This window comes from Gracilimonas sp. (assembly GCF_031581265.1).
In the GTDB taxonomy this organism is placed as follows: Bacteria; Bacteroidota; Rhodothermia; order Balneolales; family Balneolaceae; genus Gracilimonas.
In genome coordinates this window covers 14,662-38,246 of the sequence record NZ_JAVLBQ010000023.1, presented here as the reverse complement: position 1 = coordinate 38,246, position 23,585 = coordinate 14,662, and the positions used below count along the sequence as shown (strand labels likewise).

At 41.8% G+C, this 23,585-nt stretch carries 19 protein-coding genes and 1 tRNA gene; 14 read left to right on the top strand and 6 right to left on the bottom strand.

Annotated elements, in window-relative coordinates:
- Positions 1-25: 25 nt before the first annotated feature.
- Positions 26-1,105, top strand: coding sequence for a 3-phosphoserine/phosphohydroxythreonine transaminase (gene serC, locus RI561_RS09290; protein ID WP_395079956.1), 1,080 nt, complete (start codon positions 26-28; stop codon positions 1,103-1,105).
- A gap of 1 nt (position 1,106) precedes the next feature.
- Here the strand turns inward: serC and RI561_RS09285 are convergent, their stop codons facing one another.
- Entirely contained in the window at positions 1,107-1,700 is a 594-nt protein-coding gene (locus RI561_RS09285) for a rhomboid family intramembrane serine protease (RefSeq protein WP_395079955.1), read from the bottom strand.
- A 120-nt stretch (positions 1,701-1,820) separates the two neighbouring features.
- Here RI561_RS09285 and RI561_RS09280 point away from each other — a divergent pair.
- The 3 genes from RI561_RS09280 to RI561_RS09270 all read left to right on the top strand — a co-directional run bounded on the left by RI561_RS09280 (position 1,821) and on the right by RI561_RS09270 (position 4,242).
- Positions 1,821-1,892: transfer RNA gene (locus tag RI561_RS09280), tRNA-Thr, on the top strand.
- Between the two features lie 126 nt (positions 1,893-2,018).
- Positions 2,019-2,690, top strand: coding sequence for a septal ring lytic transglycosylase RlpA family protein (locus RI561_RS09275; RefSeq protein ID WP_395079954.1), 672 nt, complete (start codon positions 2,019-2,021; stop codon positions 2,688-2,690).
- Between the two features lie 73 nt (positions 2,691-2,763).
- Complete coding sequence (locus tag RI561_RS09270) at positions 2,764-4,242, top strand: phytoene desaturase (RefSeq protein ID WP_395079953.1); 1,479 nt, start codon at positions 2,764-2,766, stop codon at positions 4,240-4,242.
- 41 nt (positions 4,243-4,283) lie between these two features.
- Here the strand turns inward: RI561_RS09270 and RI561_RS09265 are convergent, their stop codons facing one another.
- Positions 4,284-6,479 carry an acylase gene (locus RI561_RS09265; RefSeq protein WP_395079952.1) on the bottom strand — a complete coding sequence of 732 codons (2,196 nt, stop codon included), beginning with the start codon at positions 6,477-6,479 and terminating at the stop codon, positions 4,284-4,286.
- A 157-nt stretch (positions 6,480-6,636) separates the two neighbouring features.
- Between RI561_RS09265 and RI561_RS09260 the strand changes: the two genes are divergently transcribed.
- Positions 6,637-6,954 (top strand): hypothetical protein, encoded by a 318-nt coding sequence (locus RI561_RS09260; protein ID WP_395079951.1) that lies wholly within the window; start codon positions 6,637-6,639, stop codon positions 6,952-6,954.
- A gap of 356 nt (positions 6,955-7,310) precedes the next feature.
- Here the strand turns inward: RI561_RS09260 and fsa are convergent, their stop codons facing one another.
- Complete coding sequence (gene fsa, locus RI561_RS09255) at positions 7,311-7,970, bottom strand: fructose-6-phosphate aldolase (protein ID WP_395079950.1); 660 nt, start codon at positions 7,968-7,970, stop codon at positions 7,311-7,313.
- Between the two features lie 195 nt (positions 7,971-8,165).
- On the opposite strand from fsa, the gene RI561_RS09250 reads away from it, so the two are divergent.
- Genes RI561_RS09250 through RI561_RS09240 form a run of 3 tightly spaced genes read left to right on the top strand, consistent with a single transcriptional unit; the run spans position 8,166 to position 15,850 of the window.
- Entirely contained in the window at positions 8,166-9,524 is a 1,359-nt protein-coding gene (locus tag RI561_RS09250; protein ID WP_395079949.1) for an efflux RND transporter periplasmic adaptor subunit, read from the top strand.
- 9 nt (positions 9,525-9,533) lie between these two features.
- Entirely contained in the window at positions 9,534-12,662 is a 3,129-nt protein-coding gene (locus RI561_RS09245) for an efflux RND transporter permease subunit (protein WP_395079948.1), read from the top strand.
- Positions 12,659-15,850, top strand: a complete 3,192-nt coding sequence (locus RI561_RS09240) for an efflux RND transporter permease subunit (protein WP_395079947.1) — start codon at positions 12,659-12,661, stop codon at positions 15,848-15,850. The genes RI561_RS09245 and RI561_RS09240 overlap by 4 nt, the downstream gene beginning before the upstream one ends.
- A 94-nt stretch (positions 15,851-15,944) precedes the next feature.
- Here RI561_RS09240 and RI561_RS09235 read toward each other — a convergent pair whose 3' ends face one another.
- Positions 15,945-16,193, bottom strand: coding sequence for a hypothetical protein (locus RI561_RS09235; protein WP_395079946.1), 249 nt, complete (start codon positions 16,191-16,193; stop codon positions 15,945-15,947).
- A gap of 615 nt (positions 16,194-16,808) precedes the next feature.
- Here RI561_RS09235 and RI561_RS09230 point away from each other — a divergent pair.
- Entirely contained in the window at positions 16,809-17,132 is a 324-nt protein-coding gene (locus RI561_RS09230) for a YtxH domain-containing protein (protein WP_395079945.1), read from the top strand.
- Between the two features lie 80 nt (positions 17,133-17,212).
- Here the strand turns inward: RI561_RS09230 and RI561_RS09225 are convergent, their stop codons facing one another.
- Complete coding sequence (locus RI561_RS09225; protein WP_395079944.1) at positions 17,213-18,376, bottom strand: DUF3179 domain-containing protein; 1,164 nt, start codon at positions 18,374-18,376, stop codon at positions 17,213-17,215.
- Between the two features lie 229 nt (positions 18,377-18,605).
- Between RI561_RS09225 and RI561_RS09220 the strand changes: the two genes are divergently transcribed.
- From RI561_RS09220 to RI561_RS09210, 3 genes are all read left to right on the top strand, one after another.
- Complete coding sequence (locus RI561_RS09220) at positions 18,606-19,895, top strand: aminotransferase class V-fold PLP-dependent enzyme (RefSeq protein ID WP_395079943.1); 1,290 nt, start codon at positions 18,606-18,608, stop codon at positions 19,893-19,895.
- A 132-nt stretch (positions 19,896-20,027) separates the two neighbouring features.
- The gene (locus RI561_RS09215; protein WP_395079942.1) at positions 20,028-20,483 is read left to right on the top strand and encodes a Rid family detoxifying hydrolase; all 456 of its coding nucleotides are present in this window, start codon (positions 20,028-20,030) and stop codon (positions 20,481-20,483) included.
- A gap of 2 nt (positions 20,484-20,485) precedes the next feature.
- Positions 20,486-21,622 carry an amidohydrolase gene (locus RI561_RS09210; protein ID WP_395079941.1) on the top strand — a complete coding sequence of 379 codons (1,137 nt, stop codon included), beginning with the start codon at positions 20,486-20,488 and terminating at the stop codon, positions 21,620-21,622.
- 22 nt (positions 21,623-21,644) lie between these two features.
- On the opposite strand, the gene RI561_RS09205 is transcribed toward RI561_RS09210, so the two are convergent.
- Positions 21,645-22,334, bottom strand: coding sequence for a hypothetical protein (locus RI561_RS09205; protein WP_395079940.1), 690 nt, complete (start codon positions 22,332-22,334; stop codon positions 21,645-21,647).
- Positions 22,335-22,525: 191 nt separating this feature from the next.
- Between RI561_RS09205 and RI561_RS09200 the strand changes: the two genes are divergently transcribed.
- Both RI561_RS09200 and RI561_RS09195 read left to right on the top strand, forming a co-directional pair.
- Positions 22,526-22,873 (top strand): rhodanese-like domain-containing protein, encoded by a 348-nt coding sequence (locus RI561_RS09200; protein WP_395079939.1) that lies wholly within the window; start codon positions 22,526-22,528, stop codon positions 22,871-22,873.
- Positions 22,874-23,045: 172 nt separating this feature from the next.
- Positions 23,046-23,447: a DoxX family protein gene (locus RI561_RS09195; RefSeq protein ID WP_395079938.1), complete on the top strand. Its 402-nt coding sequence runs from the start codon at positions 23,046-23,048 to the stop codon at positions 23,445-23,447.
- Positions 23,448-23,585: the final 138 nt, after the last annotated feature.

The following is a 23,585-nucleotide window of genomic DNA, read 5'->3' as shown; positions in this document are numbered from 1 at the left end:
ACATAATTCACCAACTTTAGCTTCTATGAAACGTGCTCACAACTTTAGCGCCGGCCCTGCAGCCCTTCCAACAGAAGTTTTGGAAAAAGTCCGGGAAGAACTCTTAGACTATAAAAATACCGGTACTTCGATCATGGAAAAAAGTCACCGAGGTAAAGAGTACACTGAAGTGGATCAGCAGGCCAAAGAGCGGCTTACACGAATTTTGGGACTTGGCAACGACTTTCACATCATGTTTTTGCAGGGCGGGGCCACAGCCCAGTTTATGCAGGTTCCTTTGAATTTTTTAGAGGAGCATGAAACGGCTGATTATATCAATACCGGTGTTTGGTCTCAAAAAGCGATCAAGGAAACCAAACTTTTCGGGAACGTGCATATCCCTTTTTCAAGTGAGGAGGAACAATTCTCCCGCGTTCCCAATGATGATGAACTGCAACTTTCTGACCAGCCCCGATACCTGCATTACACATCCAATAACACCATTTACGGGACACAGTTTCAGCAGGAACCAAAATCAGACGGCGCTCCCTTAGTATGCGATGCTTCTTCTGATTTTCTTTCGCGCGAAATTGATGTGGATCGGTATGGACTTATTTATGCCGGGGCTCAAAAAAACCTGGGTCCTTCGGGAGTCACTGTTGTCATTGTTAAAAAAGAGTTTCTGGAATCCATCTCGAAAAAGAACATTCCTACTTTTTTGGATTACCGTTCACATGCAACCCGGATTTTAAATACCCCACCCACCTTTGCTGTTTATATGGTGAACTTAGTGCTTGAATGGTTTGAAGACAAAGGCGGCATTCCCTACTTCAAAAAACTAAATCAAGAAAAATCAGATTTACTGTACAGCACCATTGATGTGGATGATTTTTTTAGGGGAACGGCTCAAAAAGACTCTCGCTCAAAAATGAATGTCACCTTTCGCCTGCCCTCGGAAGAATTAGAGAAGAAGTTTTTAGAAGAGGCAGCCAACAATGACTTAGTTGCCTTAAAAGGACATCGCAGTGTGGGGGGAATTCGTGCCAGTATTTACAATGCTTGTAGGCTTGAATCCGTGAAAGCACTGGCTGATTTTATGGAGTATTTCAGAGCAAAAAACGGTTGATTTAAATCAATCCAAACACACTTAAAAAATGATCAATGGTGTTGGGGACGAAAAGAATCAGATACAAAAATCCCCAAATGGCGCCTGCTATGTGAGCTTCGTGATTAATTCTTCCTCCTCCCTTGCTGGCATACACGCTGTAAATTAAAAAGAGTGCCCCAAAAATTATTGAGGGTATTCCGATGGGGATAAACATGATATAAATCGGCTCCAACGGGAAAAGAAAAATAAACCCAAACAACACCCCTTCAACTGCCCCGGAAGCCCCTACAGTGGCAAACTCCGGATCATCTTTATGGCGATATACTGATGGCAAACTGGAGACGATCAATCCGGTAAAATAAAGTACCAAAAAATGTCCCTGCCCAATGGTTCGCTCTAAAACCAAGCCAAAGAAAAACAGCACAAACATATTCAGAAACAGGTGTCCCATTCCCGCGTGAATAAATCCTGAGCTGACTAATTCGTACCACGTTTTTTCGCGGACTACCCGGTGCGGTTTTAGCATTAATTTTTCAAACATTTGGGGTACGGCGTATAGCGCTGCCAAAGAAATCAGCGCATTGGCGACAATAATGGAAATGGTTACCGACATGTATTTTTTATTTTTAAGGTAAGATGAAAAAGGAAGTATTGCAGATGAATTGAAAACAGTCGTACATTTAAAATGGTTTCAAAAACAACTAAGCTCTTTGCAGAGCCGATTTGGACAAAAGCCAGTGTAGCTCAGTGGTAGAGCAATTCTCTCGTAAAGAATAGGTCGTCGGTTCAAATCCGATCACTGGCTCAAATTATCGGGTTAAGGGATAGGTCCTCGGTTCGAGTCCGATCACTGGTTCAATCAAATATTACCGTACATAGCATTTCTTAGTAAAGCAGTATATATTTTTGTGGCTATTAAAATATCATCTGCATGAAATCTTTTACATTTATCATACTACCGCTTTTTGTTGCCATTTTGGTAACCGGGTGTGGAATCACCAAGCGAGGTACCGATCTATCGAAGCCGGAACTGCCGGTGTCAGAAGAAGCTCCTTTAATTGAGGAGGGAATTGCCAGCTGGTATGGACCTAATTTTGACGGAAAGTTAACGGCGACCGGCGAAATCTACGATATGAACGGAATTACCGCCGCTCACCGAACACTTCCTTTCGAAAGCATTTTATTAGTAGAAAATCTCGAAAACGGTAAAACGGTACAGGTTCGGATCAATGATCGGGGGCCTTATGCCAAAGACCGAATCATTGATTTATCAAAAGGTGCCGCTGAAAAAATTGATATGATCGGTCCCGGAACTGCTCCCGTAAAGCTCTACTTGTTAAAAGGTGATCTTGAAAATTCACGTATTACAGATATAAAAGTACCCACCTACACCGTTCAGCTTGGCTCTTACCAGGATCGCAGTGAAGCAGAAAAACATATGGATAGAGTTGGAGGAAGCCGAATTGAGATTATAGAGAATGGTGCTCAAACATTTTATCGTGTATATTTTGGAACCTATACCGATCCTGCCAAAGCTAAAGTTCAGATGGAGCAATTAAAAGATCAGGGATTTGACGGCTTTGTGAAGCAGATTGAAAATTAATGTCCTCTTCGGGATTGATTCTTTTCTTTTTTCTGTTTTCCGCACTAAATAAAGAATTCATTTTAACTCCACTATGAAAAAAAAGATTATTGTTATAGGAAGCGGATTTGGCGGACTCGGTGCCGCTTCACGACTTTTAAGTGCCGGACACGACGTCACCATCCTCGAAAAAAGAGACAAATTGGGTGGCCGTGCTTACGTGTATGAAATGGACGGCTTTAAATTTGACGGCGGTCCCACTGTCATCACGGCTCCGTTTATGTTTGATAACATTTTTGAAGCCGCCGGCAAAAAGCGGGAAGATTATGTACAGTTCGTTCCCTGTGATCCGTTCTACCGTATTTTTGATGCAGAGGGTAAAAAATTTGATTACAACAACGATCATGAATTCACCCTGGAAGAAATCCGCAAGCGCAATCCTGATGATGTAGAAGGCTATGAGAAATTCATAAAAACCACGAAGGCTATTTTCGATAAAGGCTTTGTGGAACTGGCCGATAAGCCTTTTTTGAAGTTCACCGACATGCTGAAAGTGGCACCGGACCTGATCAAACTTCAATCCTATAAAACTGTGTACAAATATGTTGAACAATTTATAGACGATGATTTCTTAAAGCGTTGTTTTTCATTTCACCCGCTTTTAGTTGGAGGAAATCCATTTGATACCACGTCTATTTATGCCATGATTCATTACCTGGAGCGCGAATGGGGCGTCCATTATGCCATGGGTGGAACCGGGGCTATTGTGAATGCTTTAGAAAAGTTGATCCTGGAACAGGGAGGTAAAATCCATACCAAAACTGAGGTGGAAGAAATACTGGTGGAAAATGGAAAGGCGACCGGAGTCCGACTTAAAAACGGAGAAAAGCTTGAGGCCGATGAAATCGTCTCCAATGCCGATGTTGCCTTCACCTACAAAAATATGATTAACCCCAAACACCGCAAAAAATACACTGATCGCAAGATAGAGCGCACCAAGTACAGTATGTCACTTTTTGTGATATACTTTGGAACCAAGAAACGATATTTGGATTCCGGGTTGGCACATCATAACATTATTTTGAGCGAGCGTTATAAAGGACTACTTGAAGACATCTTCAATAAAAAACACCTGGCCGATGATTTCTCGCTATATCTTCACATGCCTACCATTACCGATCCATCTATGGCGCCGGAAGGACACGAAGGCTTTTACGTACTTTCTCCTGTTCCCCACCTTGATGCCGATGTAGACTGGAATGAAATGGGGCCTAAGTATCGCGATGCCATCATGAATTTCCTGGAAGAAAATTACTTACCTGATCTTCAGGAGAATTTGGTAGCTGAGCATTATATTGATCCGCTTCACTTTCAGAATGTGCTGAACAGTTACAAAGGGTCGGCCTTTTCGGTGCAACCTATCCTAACACAATCAGCTTGGTTCCGTCCGCATAATAAATCTGAAGATGTAGATAACTTGTATTTTGTGGGAGCAGGAACACATCCCGGTGCAGGCTTACCGGGTGTATTATCTTCCTCAAAAATTGCAGAAGATTTAATAGGCGAGGCTTAATTTTTCCCATGAATATATTTCTATGATTACAGAATTTTAAATTAACTACCTCTCTTACCTGGCTGATACTGTTCCTGAGCTCTTGCATCCACATCACTTTTGTAATAGGGTACCTCTTTGAAGTTTACATCTACATAGCGCTGTGCTTGATCGAAGAAATGGGGGGACTCGGGGTCGCCACTTTGTCCGCCGGCTAAAATACTTTTTGCTTTTAAGCTGTCACCGAATTCAACTACAGCCACAAAACTGTTTCCTGAAGTACCATAAAGCTTCTTGGTATCGTAGGTTCTCGATCCATAGGAAGCCAAAGCGCCCCAACGACCTGAAGCCAGTCCAACCGGAAGACTTGGCTTGGCATCATCAAAATTTGCTTCTATGGAACCGTCTAATCGCTGGAATCGATTTATTTCACCCCAAGGAGTATTCCAGCTTCCGAAATCTTCTTCCAGTTGCTCTATCGTTTGTTTGAATATTGTTAATCGCTCTTCTTCCGGAGATCCCCCCCCATAATAATCCATACGCTCCATGAAATTCAGCTTATCGGGTCTTTCCCCGTTGTATAAATAATTCATTCCATAAAAATGAGCTAAGGACATAGCCACTGATTCTTCAGAAGTTCTAAAATCCCAGTTTCGCATAACTTCGATTGCCTCTTCCAACGCCGGATCTTGGTTTTCAGCATTATCATAGGCTTCCACCAAACCGGGTATCATTTTCTCAAAGGCCGGTAAACCGGGATCATAGCCCAATTCAATCAGGCCGTCCAAGGTCAATCCGTTTGCGTTCTCCAATAAATCAATGGCATGAACTCCCCGAAAATTTTCACCTGCATGCGACATATAGTTTGGATAATCCTCCCTTTTGGGACTGTATTCTGCTGCTGATGTAAAAGGGGTAGAATTCGCATTTTGAATCCAGCCATTACCGGGATTGAAAACGGTTATAGCTTCATCTACGGGATGAAGTCCTTGCCAGTCTGTAGCAGGATTACTTCCATCAACCGGCTGCGTGTAATCAAACTGAGTATCACGAATGGGGATGAAGTTGCCATGATAGTAAGCGATGTTACCTTCGGCATCAGCAAAAACGGTGTTATTCGATGAATTTGTTCGGATGTTCATCATATCCCGAAACTCATCATGATTGCTTTTCTTTGTTCGAATATATGATTGCTCCAACGCCTTTACCGGTTCCCACATTAACGAGGTCGCTACCCATTGATCATCTATCATGTGTGTGATTGGGCCTTGATGAGTTCTGTATATCGGAAAAGTTTTTTCTTCCAACGTTTCCCCATTTCTATATTTCAGGGTTACTTCCATAGTTTCAACCGGACGCCATTCTTCCCCGTATTTATACATTAACTGTCCGTCTCTTTCCTCTATAACCTGTTTAAATTCATCGATTACATCCGTATAGGTTGAGGTGTGCATCCATCCTGTTTTTTCATTGAAGCCCTGGTATATGAAAAATTGTCCCCATGTGACGGCCCCATACGCGTTCAAGCCCTCCTCACTCACCATATGAACTTCACCCCTGAAATAAAATGAAGTGTGTGGATTGATCAGCAGCATAGCATTTCCGGATTCGGTAAGATCACCTGAAATGGCAATTCCGTTAGAGCCTTTTGGTTCTTCATACGGGTCTGTTACCGTAAGTCCGTTACCAAATTCATTAAGTGCCAATGATTCCTGTTCTTCATAAAAAGCCTGAATTCTGCGGGTTGAAACACGTTCGATATCACCACCAATTGAGCCTTCACTGAAGTACATGGGCATCCAAGGTTCAAATCGTGTGAGCAAAGACGGCTCTACCTCCGGATTGGTGTGCAAATAATAATTCAATCCTGCAGCCCAGGCATCGCACAATTTCTGGAGCCATGCAGGTGCATTTTCGTAATATTCTATCGCCTCTTCTTTGCTCATAAAAAGCCGGGCTCTCAGGTCACTGTACAACTCTTCCTCCCCTTCAACTTCTGCCAATCTTCCGATAGCCCAAATATAATTTCGTTCTACGCGGTTGAAGTCATCTTCAGCCTGCGCATACACCATTCCGAAAACGGCATCTGCATCTGTTTCTCCATAAATATGGGGAATACCGAAATCATCTCTTATGATCTCAATATTTGATACCTGCTCTTCCCAGGCCGCAATTTCTTCTTGGGTGAAATTAGATTGTGGCTGACATCCGGTTAGGACAAAAAGAACGGCTAATAAAAATAGTAAAGGCTTTTGCATTGATTTTGGCTTAGTTAAAATATCATCAGAATGTAGCTTTAGTAAGCCAAAAACAAAAAGGGTAAAATGTAAAGGATGGTATCAGCCAATCTGGAATTCATCGAATCTACATGTATAGCCCGTAGCTTTTCATTGAATACCTACTAAATGCCCTGTTATGAAGATCGCATTCGCAATCCTTATTCTGCTGCACGGACTCATTCATTCCTTAGGATTTCTAAAAGCTTTTGGTATAGCAGAAATTGAAGAATTAAAGATGCCTGTTACCAAGCCGTCAGGAATCATTTGGCTGATTACCTCACTGACGTTTGTGCTGACTTCCGTTATATATTTGCAAGGACACGCTTACTTTATTGGGCTTGGATTTACAGGAATTTTACTCTCTCAAACCCTTATTTGGCGAGATTGGGAAGATGCCAAATTTGGGAGTATCCCGAATGTTATCTTAGCAATTATTCTACTTTTGTCTATCTAACTAAAGTTAAAAAAGTAAAGTCTCCCCTTGCGCTGGCGTCCCGACCATCGGGGAGGGTAGATAAATCGGTCAGTTGTTCTCCCGAGTATTCGGGATGAGGGGTGTTGGTGCCAAGGAAAGTGTAATTTGATACAACTCAGAATCAAAGCTAATAGGGATAATAGGATAGTAAAAGAAGTATTGCCCTTAGCACCAACACCCTCCGCCAGACTCCGCATGCGCTCAGTCCGGCACCTCCCTCCCCGACACATGTGTACGGGACAGGCAAGGGAGGACTTTACCGAATTATTTGGAAAACTAACAAGTAGTTGTCATCAAATTATCTAACAGCTAATTTTATATCGAACTCACCTAAATTAGCTATTCAAGCTCTTTTGAAGGTCATCCCAGTCAGAGAGAAAACGCTCCAGTCCGATATCAGTTAGCGGATGCTTCAATAAGCTCTTAATAACTTTAAGCGGCATTGTTGCAACATCTGCTCCTTCTTTAGCACATTCGAGCAAGTGCATGGGGTGACGGATACTTGCCGCCAGTACTTCGGTTTCATATCCGTAATTGTCATATATCTGAACGATATCACGAATCAGCTGCATGCCCTCGGTGGAAATATCATCTAACCTTCCCAAGAACGGCGATATGTACGTTGCTCCCGCTTTAGCAGCAATTAGCGCCTGCGTTGGAGAAAAACATAAAGTACAGTTGGTTTTGATTCCCTCTTCAGAAAAAGTCTTAATAGCTTTAATACCATCTTTAATCAAAGGTACTTTCACCACTACGTTATCTGCAATTGCAGCGATTTCGCGACCTTCTTTAATGATGTCTTCGTATTCTGTAGAAACTACCTCGGCAGAAACATCACCTTCTACCATATCACAAATTTTAGCAATATGTCCCTCAAAATCTTTTACTCCAATTTTAGCGCAAAGACTGGGGTTGGTAGTTACCCCATCAAGCACTCCTAAATCGTGGGCTTCTTCAATTTCGTTTAAGTCGGCTGTGTCTATAAAAAATTTCATGTGTGGGCGAAAGTTTATTGGTTGATTAGCATCAAAGGTAAAGATAACTATTCATTTACTCTCATTCATTGCATTTCGAAACATATAATTTCTTTTTTTTACAAAATTTGCCCTTGTAAAACAAAACTTTCTGCTGAACTTATATGTATTACAATAGAGTAAAATATTTTAGAACTAACATAAAATTAAGATCAAGTGAAAAAGACAATTTTTTTGTTCTCCTTTATTAGTGTATTCATCATTAGCTGCGGGGGAGAAAGTGATTCCGGCGGTGGTTCCGACTTTTCCATGTTTGCAGGGAATATGGGGCAACGAACTACCAGCGTTGAAACCAGTGATATTCAAATTGGAACAATTTCTGAACAGGTCCGCTCCTATGGTAATGTGAAAGCCCAGAATGTAATTTCGGTAGTTCCCCAGGTAAGCAATCGAATTGTGGAGATGTATGTTGATTTAGGAGATACGGTTAGCCAAGAACAGGTGCTCGCAAAAATTCGTGATAACACATTCAGAGACCAACTTGCCCAGGCTCGTTCCCAAGTACAACAAAGCCGCATAGCTGTCCGTCGCGACAGTGCAGAGTATGCTCGACAACAAGAATTGATGGAACAAGACCTTACCAGCGAATCTGAATTAGATATTGCCCAGGCTTCTTATCAAAATTCTTTAGCCCAGCTTGAGTCTGCTCGTTCGCAGCTTACACAGGCACTTGAAGATTTTAATAATACAGAAGTAAAAGCACCTGTTGATGGAGTTATAACACTGAGAGCTCTTGAAGAAGGAGACCTGGCCTCTACCGGAACTGAACTATTCCAGATTGCCAGCACCGGCGGATACGAGTCTCGCATTTATTTACCCTCTCAGGATTGGAGAGATGTCGAAATCGGCCATGAAGTAGCACTTCGGGTATCTAACGAAAGTGATGTAAGCGCCCGGGGAGTTGTATCGCGAAAAAGCCCGCAACTGGATGAAACTACCGGATTGGGAGAAGTTGTAATCACACTTACCCAAACCGGAAATGATATCTATCCCGGTGTATTGGTCGAAAATGTGATCAATATTACCACGAAAGAACAAGCCATGATTGTGCTCCGAAGTGCTTTGGTAGAACAAGTTGAAACGGTAATCAACCCGGAAACAAATACCATTGATCTTGAAAGAACGTACTCTGTATTTGTATCAAGAGGTGATTCGGTAGCTGAGAGAAGAGAACTGGAACTTGGAATTGAGCAAGGCGAAAATATTGAAGTTCTATCGGGACTGTTACCCAGCGACAAAATTATTGTAACCGGACAAAGTGGTCTTGAGGATGGTTCACGGATATCGGTAGCAACCGGAGATCGTTTCCAGCTTCCACAAGAACGGCAGATTGATGGACAAGCCAACCAAAACACATCCAGAACCGGGCAGCAAAATCCATTAGCAAATATGAGTGAAGAAGAACGAGCTGAAGCACGCGAAGCAATGCAAGGAATGTCTCGCGAAGAGCGAATGGCTTATTTAAGGGAACTGCGTGAGCAACAAGCTGAAACTGCTGATTCAACTTCAAACTAAGGATATATAATGGGATCTTTATCCAAACTGGCGGTTGACCGTCCAATAACATTTTTAATGAGTACCCTGATTCTGCTGGGCTTTGGTTTATATGGCCTCCAGAATTTAAGGCTGAACCTGTATCCTGATGTTTCCTTTCCTACCATCACTGTTTATACCAGCTATGAAGGTGTTGCACCGGAAGATATCGAAACCCTTGTAACCCGACCTATTGAGGAATCTGTTGGAAGTATAAGCGGTATTCGCAGGGTTCGTTCGCTTTCAAGTCAGGGGGCTTCGGTAGTAAAACTTAATTTTGAATGGGGAACCGATCTTTACCAGGCTGAAAATGATGTCCGAAAAGAATTAGGGTTCGTGGAGCGATCTATTCCCGATGATGCTGAAACGCCTCTCGTATTTTCTTATGATCCGAACCAAGAGCCTATCGTAGTTCTCACAGTTACCTCCAATGCCAGAAGCTCGCGGGAACTTCGCACATACTCAAAACAGGTCTTAGAGCAGCGCATTGAACGGATTAATGGTATTGCGTCCGCAGAAACCTCCGGAGGGCTTGAGCGTCAAATTAACGTCCGCATAGACAATGAGCGCATGCGTCTCTATGATCTATCTATATCTGAGATCGCGCAGAAACTTCAGCAAGAAAATATCCAGATACCGGCCGGACAACTCGTTGAGGGTAACACCAATTATTCGCTACGTACCATCGGTGAATTTCAAAATGTAGACCAAATTCGAAATACCATTATTACGGTAAGAGAGGGACAGCCTTTACTACTTAAAGATGTGGCTGATGTGGATGACGGCATACAGCAACCCATCGGAAATGTTCGAGTGAATGGCGAAGATGGAATTGTAGTAAATGTATACAGGCAAAGTGATGCTAATGTAGTTACAGCTGCGAATTCTGTTGTTGACGGACTTGACCAAATTAAAAACAGCTTGCCTTCAGATGTTGAAGTGAGCGTACTTACTAACAAAGCAGATTTTATTGAGCAGTCCATAAGCAACTTGTTATGGACTGGTATTCAGGCAATATTTCTTGTGGTTTTGATTCTTTTGGCTTTCTTGAGGAGCGGACGATCAGCAACCATTATTGCCATATCTATACCTGTTTCTATCGTCACTACGTTCATGGTAATGGATATAGCCGATTTAAGTTTGAACATAATCTCACTTTCAGGGTTGACGCTTGCTGTGGGTTTGGTAGTTGATAATGCAGTGGTGGTGCTCGAAAATATTTTCAAGTTTAGAGAAGAAGGTGCCAGCAGAGATGAAGCTTCTGTAGATGGAGCTAAAGAGGTGGCCGTTCCGATTATTGTCTCAACCCTCACCACCTTAGTAGTATTTTTACCAATTCTGTTTGTACCCGGAATTGCCGGATTTTTATTCAGGGACCTTGCTCTGACTATATCATTTTCACTGGTTGTATCTACCTTGGTAGCACTGACTCTCATTCCGCTAATGGCTTCCCAGTTTTACAAGGACACCGTCCAAAACATCAGTGCCGACAACAAAATCGCCAATTTCTTCGGTGGCCTTTTGGATAAACTTGAAGCCACCTATAAATCACAGCTTCAAAGAGTGATTGGCAAAAGTGGACTCATTGTCCTTATCGCCTTTCTCTTTTTCGGAGCTACTATTCCGCTTTTTTATGTGATTGGCGGCGAATTTTTCCCAAGGGTCGATGAAAATGCTTTTGTATTAGAAGTTCAGCGTGAACCCGGTGTTAATTTATTTGAGCTCGAGCGTTCAATGGCTCAGGTTGAATCTATAGTGCAACAGGAAGTTCCGGAGGCCCGTCTTATTGTTTCCGATTATGGCGACAAAGAAGGCATTGAAGGTGCTGATGATCCCGGTGGATTTACCGGAACAGTTCGGGTTGAATTGGTTGGGCAAAGTGAACGTCAACGCTCTCAATCTGAGATTACGGCTTCCCTGCTCCGTGATCTTCAAATTGTTCCGGGTGTAGAAATTCAGGAAATCATCATTGACCCCTTGAGTCCGGATGGCGAAAATGGTCTGATAGTCCAGATTTTTGGGTATGACCCCGGCACTAAAAAAGAATTAGCTAACGGCGTTAAAAACCGCCTGTTAGATATTGAAGGGATAAATAACGTATTCAGCTCTTCCGATCAGGGAAGGCCTGAGTTGCGACTCATCATGGATCGGGAACGGATTTCAAGAGTAGGCATGACCACCAACCAGGTTGCCAGTGCCGTAAGTAATGCAGTGAAAGGAAACGTTGCTACTGCTTTTGTAGATCAGGGTGTTGAATATGAAGTGGTGGTTGAACTTGCCCCCAAAGACAAGGCCCAGTCAGTTGATCTATCTAACATTCAGGTTCAGACACCGGCCGGTGACTGGATGCCCCTTAAAAACCTTGCCCGTATTGAACGCTATACAGGTCCTACCAATGTTTTACGAATTGATCAGGAACGTGTGACTGAAGTAACAGCAGAATTAGATGGCATTGATCTCGCTGCAGCATCCGAACGAGCTCGCTCTACCCTGGATCAGGTAAACTGGCCCGATGAATATCGATATGAAATTTCAGGAACGGCAGAAGAACAAGCTGAATCATTTGGCTTCCTGATGATCGCATTTATGATTGCGGGTATTCTAACCTATATGGTGATGGCTTCACAGTTTGAAAGCTTGGTAGAACCCTTCATTATCATTTTAACTATTCCGCTTGCACTTTCCGGTGTATTGATCATTTTATGGATCACCGGTACCTCCATTAGTGTGACATCCATGGTGGGCTTGATTCTGCTTACCGGTATTGTTGTGAACAACGGGATTGTTATGATCGATTATATCAAAATTTTACAGGCTCGTGGAATCGTTCGTGAAAAAGCAATTGTTGATGGAGCAACAAGACGTTTACGTCCTATTCTTATGACCGCATTTACCACTATTTTGTCGATGGTGCCGCTGGCACTTGAACTTGGCGCCGGTTCAGAAACCTGGAGCCCTATGGCACGAACCGTAATCGGTGGTTTGACCATGAGTACCTTATTGATGCTTTTTGTAGTACCCTGTTTTTATAACATCATTAACGGACTCGTTGAAAAGTTTGGTTTTGATGCGGTTCACAAAGAAGATCCTTTAGCTAAACCAAAAGAGGCCCTGGCATGAAAAAATTCTCAGTAGCAGGCAGCATTTTAAAACGACCCATCACCGTCATCATGATGACGTTAATCGTGATCGGTTTCGGTGTATTTTCATTAGGTAACTTAAAAGTTACGCTATATCCCTCCTTCAATATTCCGGTATTGGCAGTATCTACCGGGTATAACAATGTAGCCCCGGAGGATATCAACCGCATAATTGTTAATCCGATTGAAGGAGCGCTATCCGCTATTGAAGGTATAGAGTCATTGGAAGCGCGGGTAAACCGGGGAAGTGCTTTTATTATTCTCCGCCTTAGAGAAGGTTCCGATATTCGAAAAACGGAACTAAAAGTCAGAAAAGCCTTAGATCAGGTTAGGGGTGAACTCCCCCAGCAAGCCCAAGAGCCCGTTATTTTCCAATTCGATCCCGAAAACAGGCCCATTATGCGACTTAGTATCGATGCAGATAATCGCGGACTGGATGAACTTCGAAATATTGGCCTTGAACTTGTAGAAACGCGACTGGAACGTATTGAAGGACTTGCTTCAGCCGAAACCCAAGGCGGACTTGAACGACGTATTTATGTGGATGTCTCCCCGATGTCGCTGGCGCAACACAACCTCGTTCCCTCGGATATTGAAAATGCTCTTCGTTCAAACAACGTGCAGTTGCCCATTGGTAATGTAGTTTCCGACCGAACTAATTACAGTATCCGCGCTGAATCAACCTACGAATCCGTAGACCAAATTAGGAATACGATCATTCAGATGTCTGAGAATGAGATTCCAATTCGGGTGAAAGATGTAGCTGATGTAAGCGATGGCTTTACAGATGTCACCAGTCTCGTAAAAGTGAACGGCAAAAACAGTGTATCAGTCGAAGTTCAGAAAAACTCCGATGCCAACACCCTCGATGTGGTAAACGCCGTAAAAGAAATGGTCCCCGAAATCAATGAAATTTTACCGCCCGGCGTAACCTTAAGGGTCCTTTCCGATGAAGGTAAAACCATTGAAGACTCTATCAATAATCTTTCCCAATCTGCTTTAGCTGCACTTGTTGTTGTTATTTTAGTCATTTTGATTTTTATGGGTGGGTGGAGAATCTCTCTTGTTGTAGCCTCTACGATTCCTGTCTCCATAGCGGCTACTTTTGCAGCTATGTATGCAGCCGATTTAACACTCAATATCCTCACCATTTCTGCACTGGCCTTGGCCATCGGGCTGTTGGTAGATAACTCCATTGTAGTAACCGAAAGTATTGCCCGAAAACTGGAAGAAGGACTCTCCCGATTTGATGCCGCCCTCAAAGGCACCAACGAAGTAATCGGTGCCCTCCTCGGTTCAACCCTGACTACTTTAGGTGTATTCATTCCCATTATTTTGATCTCAGGAACCCAAGGGGCATTCTTCAGAGAATTTGCATACGCCATCTGTTTCTCCATTGGGTTTTCCTTCCTCTCTTCCGTGATTTTGGTTCCCGTTATCTCTTTACTCACGCTTGATTCAAAACAATTTAACACCAAGAATCTCGCTTTCCGGGGTATAGCCAAACTGGAAAAAGGATACACCAAAGTTTTAAGCTGGTTCTTCATGCACAAATGGATTCCACTTACGGCTATGGTAGTTATTGCGGTTGCTACTGTACTTCTGTACACCGGCATCCCAAAAGAGGGATTCCCGGAAGCCGATTCCGGACAAATTGATGTAACGATTAGTTTACCAGAGGGAAGTCAACTCATCAAAACCGCCGATGTATTGGATGATTTTAGCCGAAGGGTTGAAGACATGCCGGAAGTTGAAACCATGATTACCAATATTGGCCGAAGCCGCTGGAGTACTTCCAGTAACCGGGGTGAAATTAGCCTAACATTGGTTCCTGAGACAGAGCGGGAAGTCACCAGTACACAATTTGCTGCCCAACTTCGGGAAGATCTTACCGCTCCGGGTGTTGATGTAAGAGTTCGGGTTGAAGGCGGTGGCTTAAGTTTTGGTCGCGGTTGGGATTCCGGTGGCAACGCCATTCGACTTAGCCTCATAGGTCCTGAGATAGAGCAACTTTTGGCTATTTCAGCACAAATTGAAGCGAATTTAATGGAAGACCCTACCGTCATTGATGTCGATAACGGTAGAACGGACCCTACTCCGGAATTACACTTCATCGCCGACCGGGAACGACTGGCACGCATGGGCACGAATTTAAATACCGTGGCAGGAGCTTTACGAACACAAACATTGGGCAACAACGCCGGTTATTTTATCAACGAAGGACGTGAAATTCCCATTGAGGTTCGCACACAGAAAGAAGCCCTTACCAGCCGCGAAGATCTTTTTGATCTTGAAGTGTTTGAGTATGAAGGCCAACGGGTTCCGGTTCAGGCCGTTGGAGAGTTTGTTCCGGTACGTGGCGTTGATTCCTTTCAGCGAAGAGACCGTGAGACCGTATTAGATGTAAATATCCAGATTCAGGGTAATGCCTTAGAGTATGAAGAACAGATCAGAAATTTCATCGAGTCTGAAATTGTGTTACCCGATGGTTACCGCTATGAATTTACCGGCGGAACTGCCGAAACCCAAGAGGGATTTGCAGAGTTTGGTTTTGCCTTGCTTGCTGCACTGATTTTGATGTTCATGATCATGGCATCCCTCTTCGAAAACTTCCGTGATCCTTTTGTGATCTGGCTCTGTATTCCATTAGCCATGTTTGGTGCCATAGCATTCTTGTTCCTAATTGGTGACCCTCTGACAACTACTGCTCAAATCGGAATTTTCATGTTGGTTGGTATTATCGTGAACAACGGAATTGTGTTGGTGGATTATATGCACCTTTACACCAAGGGAATGGATTATGATATGCTGAACCGTAAATCAGTAAGCTGGAAAAACTTGTTTATTCCCGTCTTTTTCTGGAAGGAAAAGCCAACCATTAAGGACTCTAAACTCTTACATGAAATACTGGAAGCCTGCCGGCGAAGAATGCGTCCTATTTTGTTAACCGCAATCACCACAATTTGCTCCATGATTCCGCTTTCACTCGAACTTGGCTCCGGTGCAGAAACCTGGTCTCCATTGGCTAAATCGGTTATTGGCGGGTTGATGTTTGGTTCTATCCTGACCTTGTTCATTACCCCGGTACTTTCCGTTTCACTAAGTATGACGATTGAGTGGTTTAAGGAGTTGTTTAGCAGGCAAAGAGGGGAAACGGTGAAAGCTTAGTAAATTATGCTAAAACATCATCTAATTTGTACTCAAACAGTTTGTCTTCCTGTAGGTAGGAAAAGCATAATTTTTTCATTGATATTCGACAATACTAATTATTGATAGTCTCAATAAAATCACTCATTCTTTTGTAAAAGAGGTTGCTTTTCTTTTCGTTACCAACCTCTGCATAATACATGTTTTGAATATTACCCTTGGAATCTACTAGATAAGCATATGGGTTAAGATGATCCATTTCAGGTTCCGTTATAATAGAATTAGTTTCAAGAAGTACTGTTGGGAATTCAGCCTCATACTGGCTCAAGAAATCTTTATTATCACCAATAACGAATACATCCACATATTCTGAGTATTCTTTATAAAATAAGGGTCTTATGAAGCAAACGAGTCAAAGCGGATCGTCTCTGAGTCGTTTGCTTCATAAGACCCTTAACTAATAATTAAAAATTAGAGCTGTTTTCTAAAGATAATTAACCTCATTCCTGCGGATAATTACATTTTCCTGTGGTATGACTTCCAGTATATTTAACCCAGTCAAAGCTACAGTCACAGGATAAACCTCCACATCTCCGCTTATTTATACATCCAGTACCAGCACAATCCTCTAACCCAGATGAATAACACTGCCGCTGAGCACAGGGAGACTGTGCGGTCACTTCATTTGTATCTAGACTAAGCTCGATGCTTTCCATTAGAGTGGCTTTTTCGGAATCAAAGTTTAGACCTACCTTTATGTTCACGGCCATCAATATGGTTAAAATTAATACACTGAATATTTTTTTACTTAATTGTTTTTTAAAATCCATTTTAAGTATCTATTTGTTATTGTTTAAGCGAATTAAATTATTTTTTTTTTGCAAATTATTTTCTGTGACTCATTTTTTATTCTACATCACTTGGATTTTGGAACGTGTTCTGACTATACTTCATTTAAATAAGAAAAGGAGAAAACATTATGAGTAGATCATCAGATTTTTTATCAGGAATTATTTCAGGAGCACTTGTTGGTGCAGCTATCGCTTTACTTTATGCACCCGACACGGGAAAAAATACCCGCGATCGTTTGTCATATCAATTGAGTAACTATTACGATGAGCTCAATGATCTTATCGACGAGTTACGGGCAGAAAAGGAAATTTTGGTTTCTGAAGCCAAAGAAAAAGGCGATAAAGTAGTTTTAGAAGCCAAAGAAAAAGCTGAAGGACTTATTAAAGAAGCCGAAGATTTGTTAGAGTCTATTGAGACTGCAAAAAAGAAGGAAAAAGCTTCTGAGGCTTAATTAGCTTCCGATCATAAACTAAATTATATAATTACCCTCGTTCACTTACTGGACGAGGTTTTTTATTTAGAGCATCCCGACTATTCACCAAATTGGTAAATCTCGGGGCGATCAAACATATCCCTGAATGCATACCAATATCCTGAATATGATCTTGCGGGTTTTAGCCTTACCCCTTTAAGGGGTCCCTCAACTGCTTCACCAAAAACATCCCATTTATTTCCTTCATTATCTTTGAGGATTATAGGCAATTCATTTTGGACCGGTTCAAATTTTAACTCTTTAGTACTTTCTGACTGGATCTTATAGGCTACAACAAAATCGAGGGAAGTACTTCCAACTATCAGGTATTCATTAGTTTTGATAGAATCTGATATTACTCTTATTCCGTCTCCAAATTTACTGTATTGGTAAACCCTGACTGTCGAACTCTCTTCCAGTGAATCATCTGGGAAAACAGCATGAACTCTTTCTTTTGCCTTTAGCCTCGTGTCCGTTCCATGAGTTATTGGAAAAACAATGATCCCATGACTATTCTGAAAGTTTTTCCCATACGCATAAGAGTTATAATCTCTGGAGTGCCCTGTATTTCTTGAAAGTACTTCTGAATTAGGGTACATGGCTTTCCATGTTTCCCATTTGGTGTCAATCACGTTAAGCGGATTCATGCTTTCCCCCAAATTTTCACCATTAATAGCTCTCAAACGCATTTGAGACCATAAACTTCCTGTATTTCGATCATAGGCTACCAAATTATTTCTAAAGATCAACCCTGAAGTTCCAAATTCGGGCCCAACTCTTGGAATCCATGCAATTCCCGTTGCGGTAAGTGGACAATACGTGAGGTTGAAATTAACTCCTCCAATTTTGTCATTTACAATCTCATGCCAATCTAAAATCTGATGAGGATAAGCCCTGACATTGCCATACATTTTTAAGCCTAAAACCCTGCGTTCATTAGGAATATAATCCGACTCATTAACTGTTACATATTTTGGGTCTTCAATAGGTGGAATCCCGTCCTTCCCCGGTCCCCCATCAATAACCTCATGCTCAGGTACTAACCATTCGCTCTCCTGTTCATAAATATTTTCTTGTTCACTGTTGTTGTTTGTGATAGAACTTTTTCCGTCGCAACCATAATTGAGCCCAATAGTTAGTAATAAGATTCCAAAAAAGAAATTTATTTTATAACTCTTGAAACTGGTCTCAGGTAAGTTCCCGTTTCTACTATTGTATTCCATTTTAATATCCACTCTAAGTTGATTGATACGGTCAATTAAGTTTTGGTACAATAGCTTTCTAAAACAGTCCGTAAAGTTCTGATGGGTTATCTCAAAACCATCTTACGTAATTTTACTAATTGTATCACCATATTACTAAATCAATGTTTAAGAAAAGGAATTTTTACGCCTTGCATTTTTCCGTTGCAATGGGTAATTCCCGATACACATTAAATTAGATCTCGGGATTATGGAATCACGGAAAGACTTTCTTAAAAAAATTGGAACCGGAGCTGCAATTCTTGGCACAGGGGCTTTTTTTAGCCCCCTTAAAGCAAGGGATATCACAAAAGAGCTTCAGGGGTTTTCAGGCTCGGCTTCTGCCATTGCACGGAATGAAGACTATTGGTCTCAAGTTCAGCAAGCTTTTACCGTTGACCGCAGCCTCATAAATTTAAACAATGGGGGAGTTAGTCCGGCCCCGGAATTTGTTCAGGATGCTATGAAACGCCACCTCGATTACTCCAATAAAGCTCCGGTTTACACCATGTGGAGAATTCTGGAACCTCAGCGAGAAGGCGTTCGCAAAAGACTTGCCCGAAACTTTGGGGTAGATCCGGAAGAAATAGCCCTGACCCGTAATGCCTCCGAAAGTCTCCAAATTTGTCAGTTTGGCTTTGATCTTGAACCGGGCGATGAAGTACTTACCACCGATCAGGATTATCCCCGAATGATCAACACATTCAAACAAAGAGAACGTCGCGAGGGCATTAAGCTGAAGCAATTCAGTATTCCTGTTCCTGCAGAAAATGATGAGGAAATTGTCCGGCTTTTTGAGGAAAACATCACCCCAAAAACAAAGCTGATTTTGATGTGCCATATCATCAACCTTACGGGACAAATTCTTCCGGTAAAAAAAGTAGTAAACATGGCTCGCCAAAAAGGGATCCCTGTTATTGTAGATGGAGCTCATGCCTATGCCCACTTTGATTTCAATCACTCCGATCTTGACTGTGATTATTACACTACCAGTCTGCATAAATGGTTATTTGCCCCTCACGGAACCGGTATGCTTTACGTGAAAAAAGATAAGATCAAAGACCTTTGGCCATTAATGGCTGCCATGGAATCGCAAGATGAAGACATTCGAAAATTTGAAGAAATTGGGACTCATCCCGCTGCCAATTATCTCGCTATTGCCGAAGCTTTAACTTTTCATGAAGGTATCGGCTCAGAAAGAAAAGAAGCCCGACTCAAATATCTAAATGATGTCTGGATCGATGAACTGGTGGATGGTGATAAAGTAGTCCTCCATACCAGTCGTGATCCCAAATACGCCTGTGGAATTGCTACTGTTGAAATCAAAGGCATGGAACCGGGTGAATTGAATAGCTCGCTTTGGAGAGATTATCGAATAATCACAACTCCAATCAATCATGCTCAGTTTAAAGGTATTCGGGTAACTCCGAATGTATATACCACCATGGAAGAAATAGGCAGGTTTATTGATGCCATGAAGGAACAAATTGCTAAGGTGTGAGACAAGAATAGAATTTGAACCAAGATTATTAAGGATGAAAAAGATTATCAGAATTACCAAATCCTGTTAATCGAGCAATATCCTGCAGAAATCCTGGTTCAAACGCTATATACTAATCCAATTACGAAAACCGTGAAAAACTCAATTATACTTTTATTTATATCTGCTGTTTTTATCTTTTCCTGCTCGGAAAATGAAAGTCCTATTCAAAAAAAGACCACCATAAATACTGAAAATGCTCCAGCTGCCGTTGGGGTTTATTCCCAAGCCGTGGAGGTTGGCAACACCTTATATCTTTCGGGTCAAATTGGCTTGATTCCTGAAACAGGTGAGTTAGCCGGTGATGATCTTACCGCTCAAACCCATCAGACTTTGCAAAATATTGAAGCTATATTAATCGCTTCCGGTTATACATTGTCGGATGTGGTCAAATCACAAGTTTACCTGGCTGATATGGATGACTACAGCACTTTTAATGATATTTATGTCCAGTACTTTCCCAATAATCCACCTGCCCGGGCTGTTGTTGAAGTAAGCCGAATTCCATTGGACGCTAAAGTTGAAATCATGATAACCGCCGCCAAATAACCATGAACGATATTAAAGATTTTATTAACCTTCGCAAGACTTTACACCGCTACCCTGAGCTTTCGAAAAAGGAGTTTGACACTTCAAAACGGATTTCTGCCTTCATACAACAATTTGATCCTGATGAAGAAATTCCCGTAGCCGGAACCGGTAAAATGTTTGTGTTTGAAGGAGAGGAACCCGGAGAGACGATCGTCTTCCGATGCGAACTTGATGCTTTGCCCATTCAGGAACAATCTCCAAAAATGGCACATCGTTCTTCTATTGATGGAGTGGCTCACCTTTGTGGCCACGATGGACATATGGCAATCATTGCTTATCTCGGGAAATTGATTTCAGAAAACCGGCCTAAAAAAGGTAAAGCCGTCCTATTATTTCAACCCGCTGAAGAATCGGAACTTGGTGCCAAGGATGTAGTGGAATCGCCTGAATTTCATAAGCTCTCTCCGGATTTTATGTTTGCCTTACACAACATTCCGGGTGAGCCTAAGCATAAAATCTTGGTAAAGAATGGTAGTTTTGCCGCTGCTTCCTGTGGAATTACCATCAAGCTGAGAGGGCGGACTTCTCACGCTGCCGAACCCGAGAAAGGGAATCCACCTTACCCTGCTGCCCACCAGATTATTGAGGATGTTCAGCAACTCACACAGTCAAAAAAGGAATTTCGGGATCATGTTATATCTACTTTGATTTATATCAGGATGGGGGAAATTTCGTTTGGAGTCTCTCCCTCCGATCTTGAAATGGGTATTACATTAAGAGCTTATCAAGGTACGGACCTGGAACTCCTTTGTGAGAAGGTGGAATCTATCATAACAAAATATGCGGGTGAATACGGACTCGAATTTTCATATGACTATGGAGAAATCTATCCTGCTACTGTAAACAATTCGGATTGCGCTGATATGGTCAGAAAGGTAGCTCATTCCAACAATTATGAACTTGAAGAAATGAATCACCCAAACAATTGGTCCGAAGATTTTGCTTACTTCACAGCCACCAACAAGTGCGTACAATTTGGGTATGGTTCCGGAGAAAACACCCCTAATCTTCATGATCCTGAATACGATTTTCCGGATGATATCATAGAACCAGCAGCAAATATATTTTACCACATTTATGAGCAAAAGCTGTTATAGCATATAAAGTATCAGATTCAACTTAAGTGCCGATAACCCAATTCACTCCAGAAGGACGGTTACCGGTATACATTTTTTTGTTATCTCTATCACTGACATCAAAAATAACTTCATTCCACCCTTTGGTAAATTCAACATTTACCTCTTCGGTTTTGTCGCTCTCAATCTGACAGTTTTCTGAAATTGTAATTTCTTGGGATGCATAAATCCATCGGACTTGATAATCACCTTTGGTATCACTTTGAGGAGGATACACATTCCGATTTGTCATATTCGAACTCAGTCCAATAGCACCCGTATTATTGTCTTCACCATAGGTAAAATTAAAGAGGTTCACATCTACAAAAAGATGATTGGAATCAACTTGCCCCATTATCTCTTCCCTGCAATACATCCCAACAAAAACATCGGTATCATCAGCCAGTGGTTTTAAAGCCTCAGCAATTGCTTCACCACTTAAGAAGTTAACGGTTAAAGTTCCCTCTTCGTCAATGGAACCCTCAATCAAATCCACGAAATCTTCACTTTGATAAAGGTCTTGAGCTCCTAATTCATAACCCGGGACTTCCGCTTCAATAGTTAATGCCTGGGTTGATGAATCTCCATTACTATTAGTAGAATTGTCGCTACAAGCAGTAATCAGTAAAACTAATATACCAATTAAAATCCCGGTATAGTCATGGCTTAAATTTGTTCCCCTTCTACAAAACATAACGTCTCCTTTTTTCTGTAAGTAATTAATTTTGTTTCTTAAACATAAAACGAAATTTCCAAAGATTATCAAGCTGTAGTTCTTTCTATTTAAGTCTTCATTTATATTTCTCCCGCATTTTGATCTGAATGTCATACGGTTGAGATTTGTTTTGTGAGTGAAGATAAAAGTCGAATCTAAAGCTTAAGATTATGACGCTTACAGCAACACTTCAAACTATTGACGCTGAAACATTACATCGTAAATTAACGGGGGAACATTTACCCATCATTATTAACGCTTTGGCTAAGGACGCATATCAGGCCAAGCACATCCCCGGCTCTATCAATATTCCTACTGAAAATGCTGAGATTGCCAGGGAAGTCATCCCTTATATGGACGCTGAAATTGTAGTTTATTGTGCCAATAATGATTGCACGGCCTCTCCTGAACTTGCCCAAAAATTAGAAGAAATGGGCTATACAAATGTCAGTGATTTTGAAGAAGGTCTTGCCGGATGGCGCCAAGCAGGCTATGAATTGATTGGCACAGACGCCTAACACTTACGATTAAATTTAAACAGGCCGTCTCATTAGAGGCGGCTTTTCTTATTTAATAGCTATTCTAGCTTTTCCCTTTTTACAGTAAAATTAACCATATCAATGTTTTTTTGAAGTTTGACTCTTTTCAGATAGATTGTACTTAGCCTTTTAACAAAAAATCGGAGGATAAATGAAGAATAAAGACTTAGCTCTTTTACTGATTAGAATAGGAGTAGGTGTTATTTTTATTTTAGCCGGATGGGGTAAACTCACCGGAATTGAAGGAACCCAACAATTTTTTGGCAATATTGGGATTCCGTTAGCCGGTGTCATGGCATGGGTTGTCGCGCTTGTTGAATTTTTGGGCGGCATCATGATGTTGGTGGGATATAAAGTTGAAATCCCCGGGATATTGTTGGCCATCACTATGCTGGTCGCCATATTTACCGTAAAAATGGGGGGCGATGGAGGTTTCAGTGGTATGCGCCTCGAAATCATGCTCATGCTGACCAGTTTAGCCATATCTATGATGGGAACCGGAAGTTACTCACTTGAAGCATCCCTGGATAAATCGCCCGCAGCTGAAGATTAACTTTAACTTCGACCTTTCTTAATTACTCCCACAGTAACTTCATTGGTGCTGTGGGTTTTCTATTTCTATAAATAACATCTCAATCGTAAAAAGAAATAATACCTCCTCTCTTTCATCTTCCATACACCTATATTCTGT

What these genes read in the sequence shown, in the direction of transcription:
- RI561_RS09200 (WP_395079939.1), top strand. Translation starts at nt 22,526, where the DNA reads ATGACGCTTACAGCAACACTTCAAACTATTGACGCTGAAACATTACAT.
- RI561_RS09220 (WP_395079943.1), top strand. Translation starts at nt 18,606, where the DNA reads ATGGAATCACGGAAAGACTTTCTTAAAAAAATTGGAACCGGAGCTGCA.
- RI561_RS09245 (WP_395079948.1), top strand. Translation starts at nt 9,534, where the DNA reads ATGGGATCTTTATCCAAACTGGCGGTTGACCGTCCAATAACATTTTTA.
- RI561_RS09195 (WP_395079938.1), top strand. Translation starts at nt 23,046, where the DNA reads ATGAAGAATAAAGACTTAGCTCTTTTACTGATTAGAATAGGAGTAGGT.
- RI561_RS09275 (WP_395079954.1), top strand. Translation starts at nt 2,019, where the DNA reads ATGAAATCTTTTACATTTATCATACTACCGCTTTTTGTTGCCATTTTG.
- RI561_RS09205 (WP_395079940.1), bottom strand. Translation starts at nt 22,334, where the DNA reads ATGTTTTGTAGAAGGGGAACAAATTTAAGCCATGACTATACCGGGATT.
- RI561_RS09260 (WP_395079951.1), top strand. Translation starts at nt 6,637, where the DNA reads ATGAAGATCGCATTCGCAATCCTTATTCTGCTGCACGGACTCATTCAT.
- RI561_RS09285 (WP_395079955.1), bottom strand. Translation starts at nt 1,700, where the DNA reads ATGTCGGTAACCATTTCCATTATTGTCGCCAATGCGCTGATTTCTTTG.
- RI561_RS09265 (WP_395079952.1), bottom strand. Translation starts at nt 6,479, where the DNA reads ATGCAAAAGCCTTTACTATTTTTATTAGCCGTTCTTTTTGTCCTAACC.
- RI561_RS09230 (WP_395079945.1), top strand. Translation starts at nt 16,809, where the DNA reads ATGAGTAGATCATCAGATTTTTTATCAGGAATTATTTCAGGAGCACTT.
- RI561_RS09225 (WP_395079944.1), bottom strand. Translation starts at nt 18,376, where the DNA reads ATGGAATACAATAGTAGAAACGGGAACTTACCTGAGACCAGTTTCAAG.
- RI561_RS09210 (WP_395079941.1), top strand. Translation starts at nt 20,486, where the DNA reads ATGAACGATATTAAAGATTTTATTAACCTTCGCAAGACTTTACACCGC.
- fsa (WP_395079950.1), bottom strand. Translation starts at nt 7,970, where the DNA reads ATGAAATTTTTTATAGACACAGCCGACTTAAACGAAATTGAAGAAGCC.
- RI561_RS09270 (WP_395079953.1), top strand. Translation starts at nt 2,764, where the DNA reads ATGAAAAAAAAGATTATTGTTATAGGAAGCGGATTTGGCGGACTCGGT.
- serC (WP_395079956.1), top strand. Translation starts at nt 26, where the DNA reads ATGAAACGTGCTCACAACTTTAGCGCCGGCCCTGCAGCCCTTCCAACA.
- RI561_RS09240 (WP_395079947.1), top strand. Translation starts at nt 12,659, where the DNA reads ATGAAAAAATTCTCAGTAGCAGGCAGCATTTTAAAACGACCCATCACC.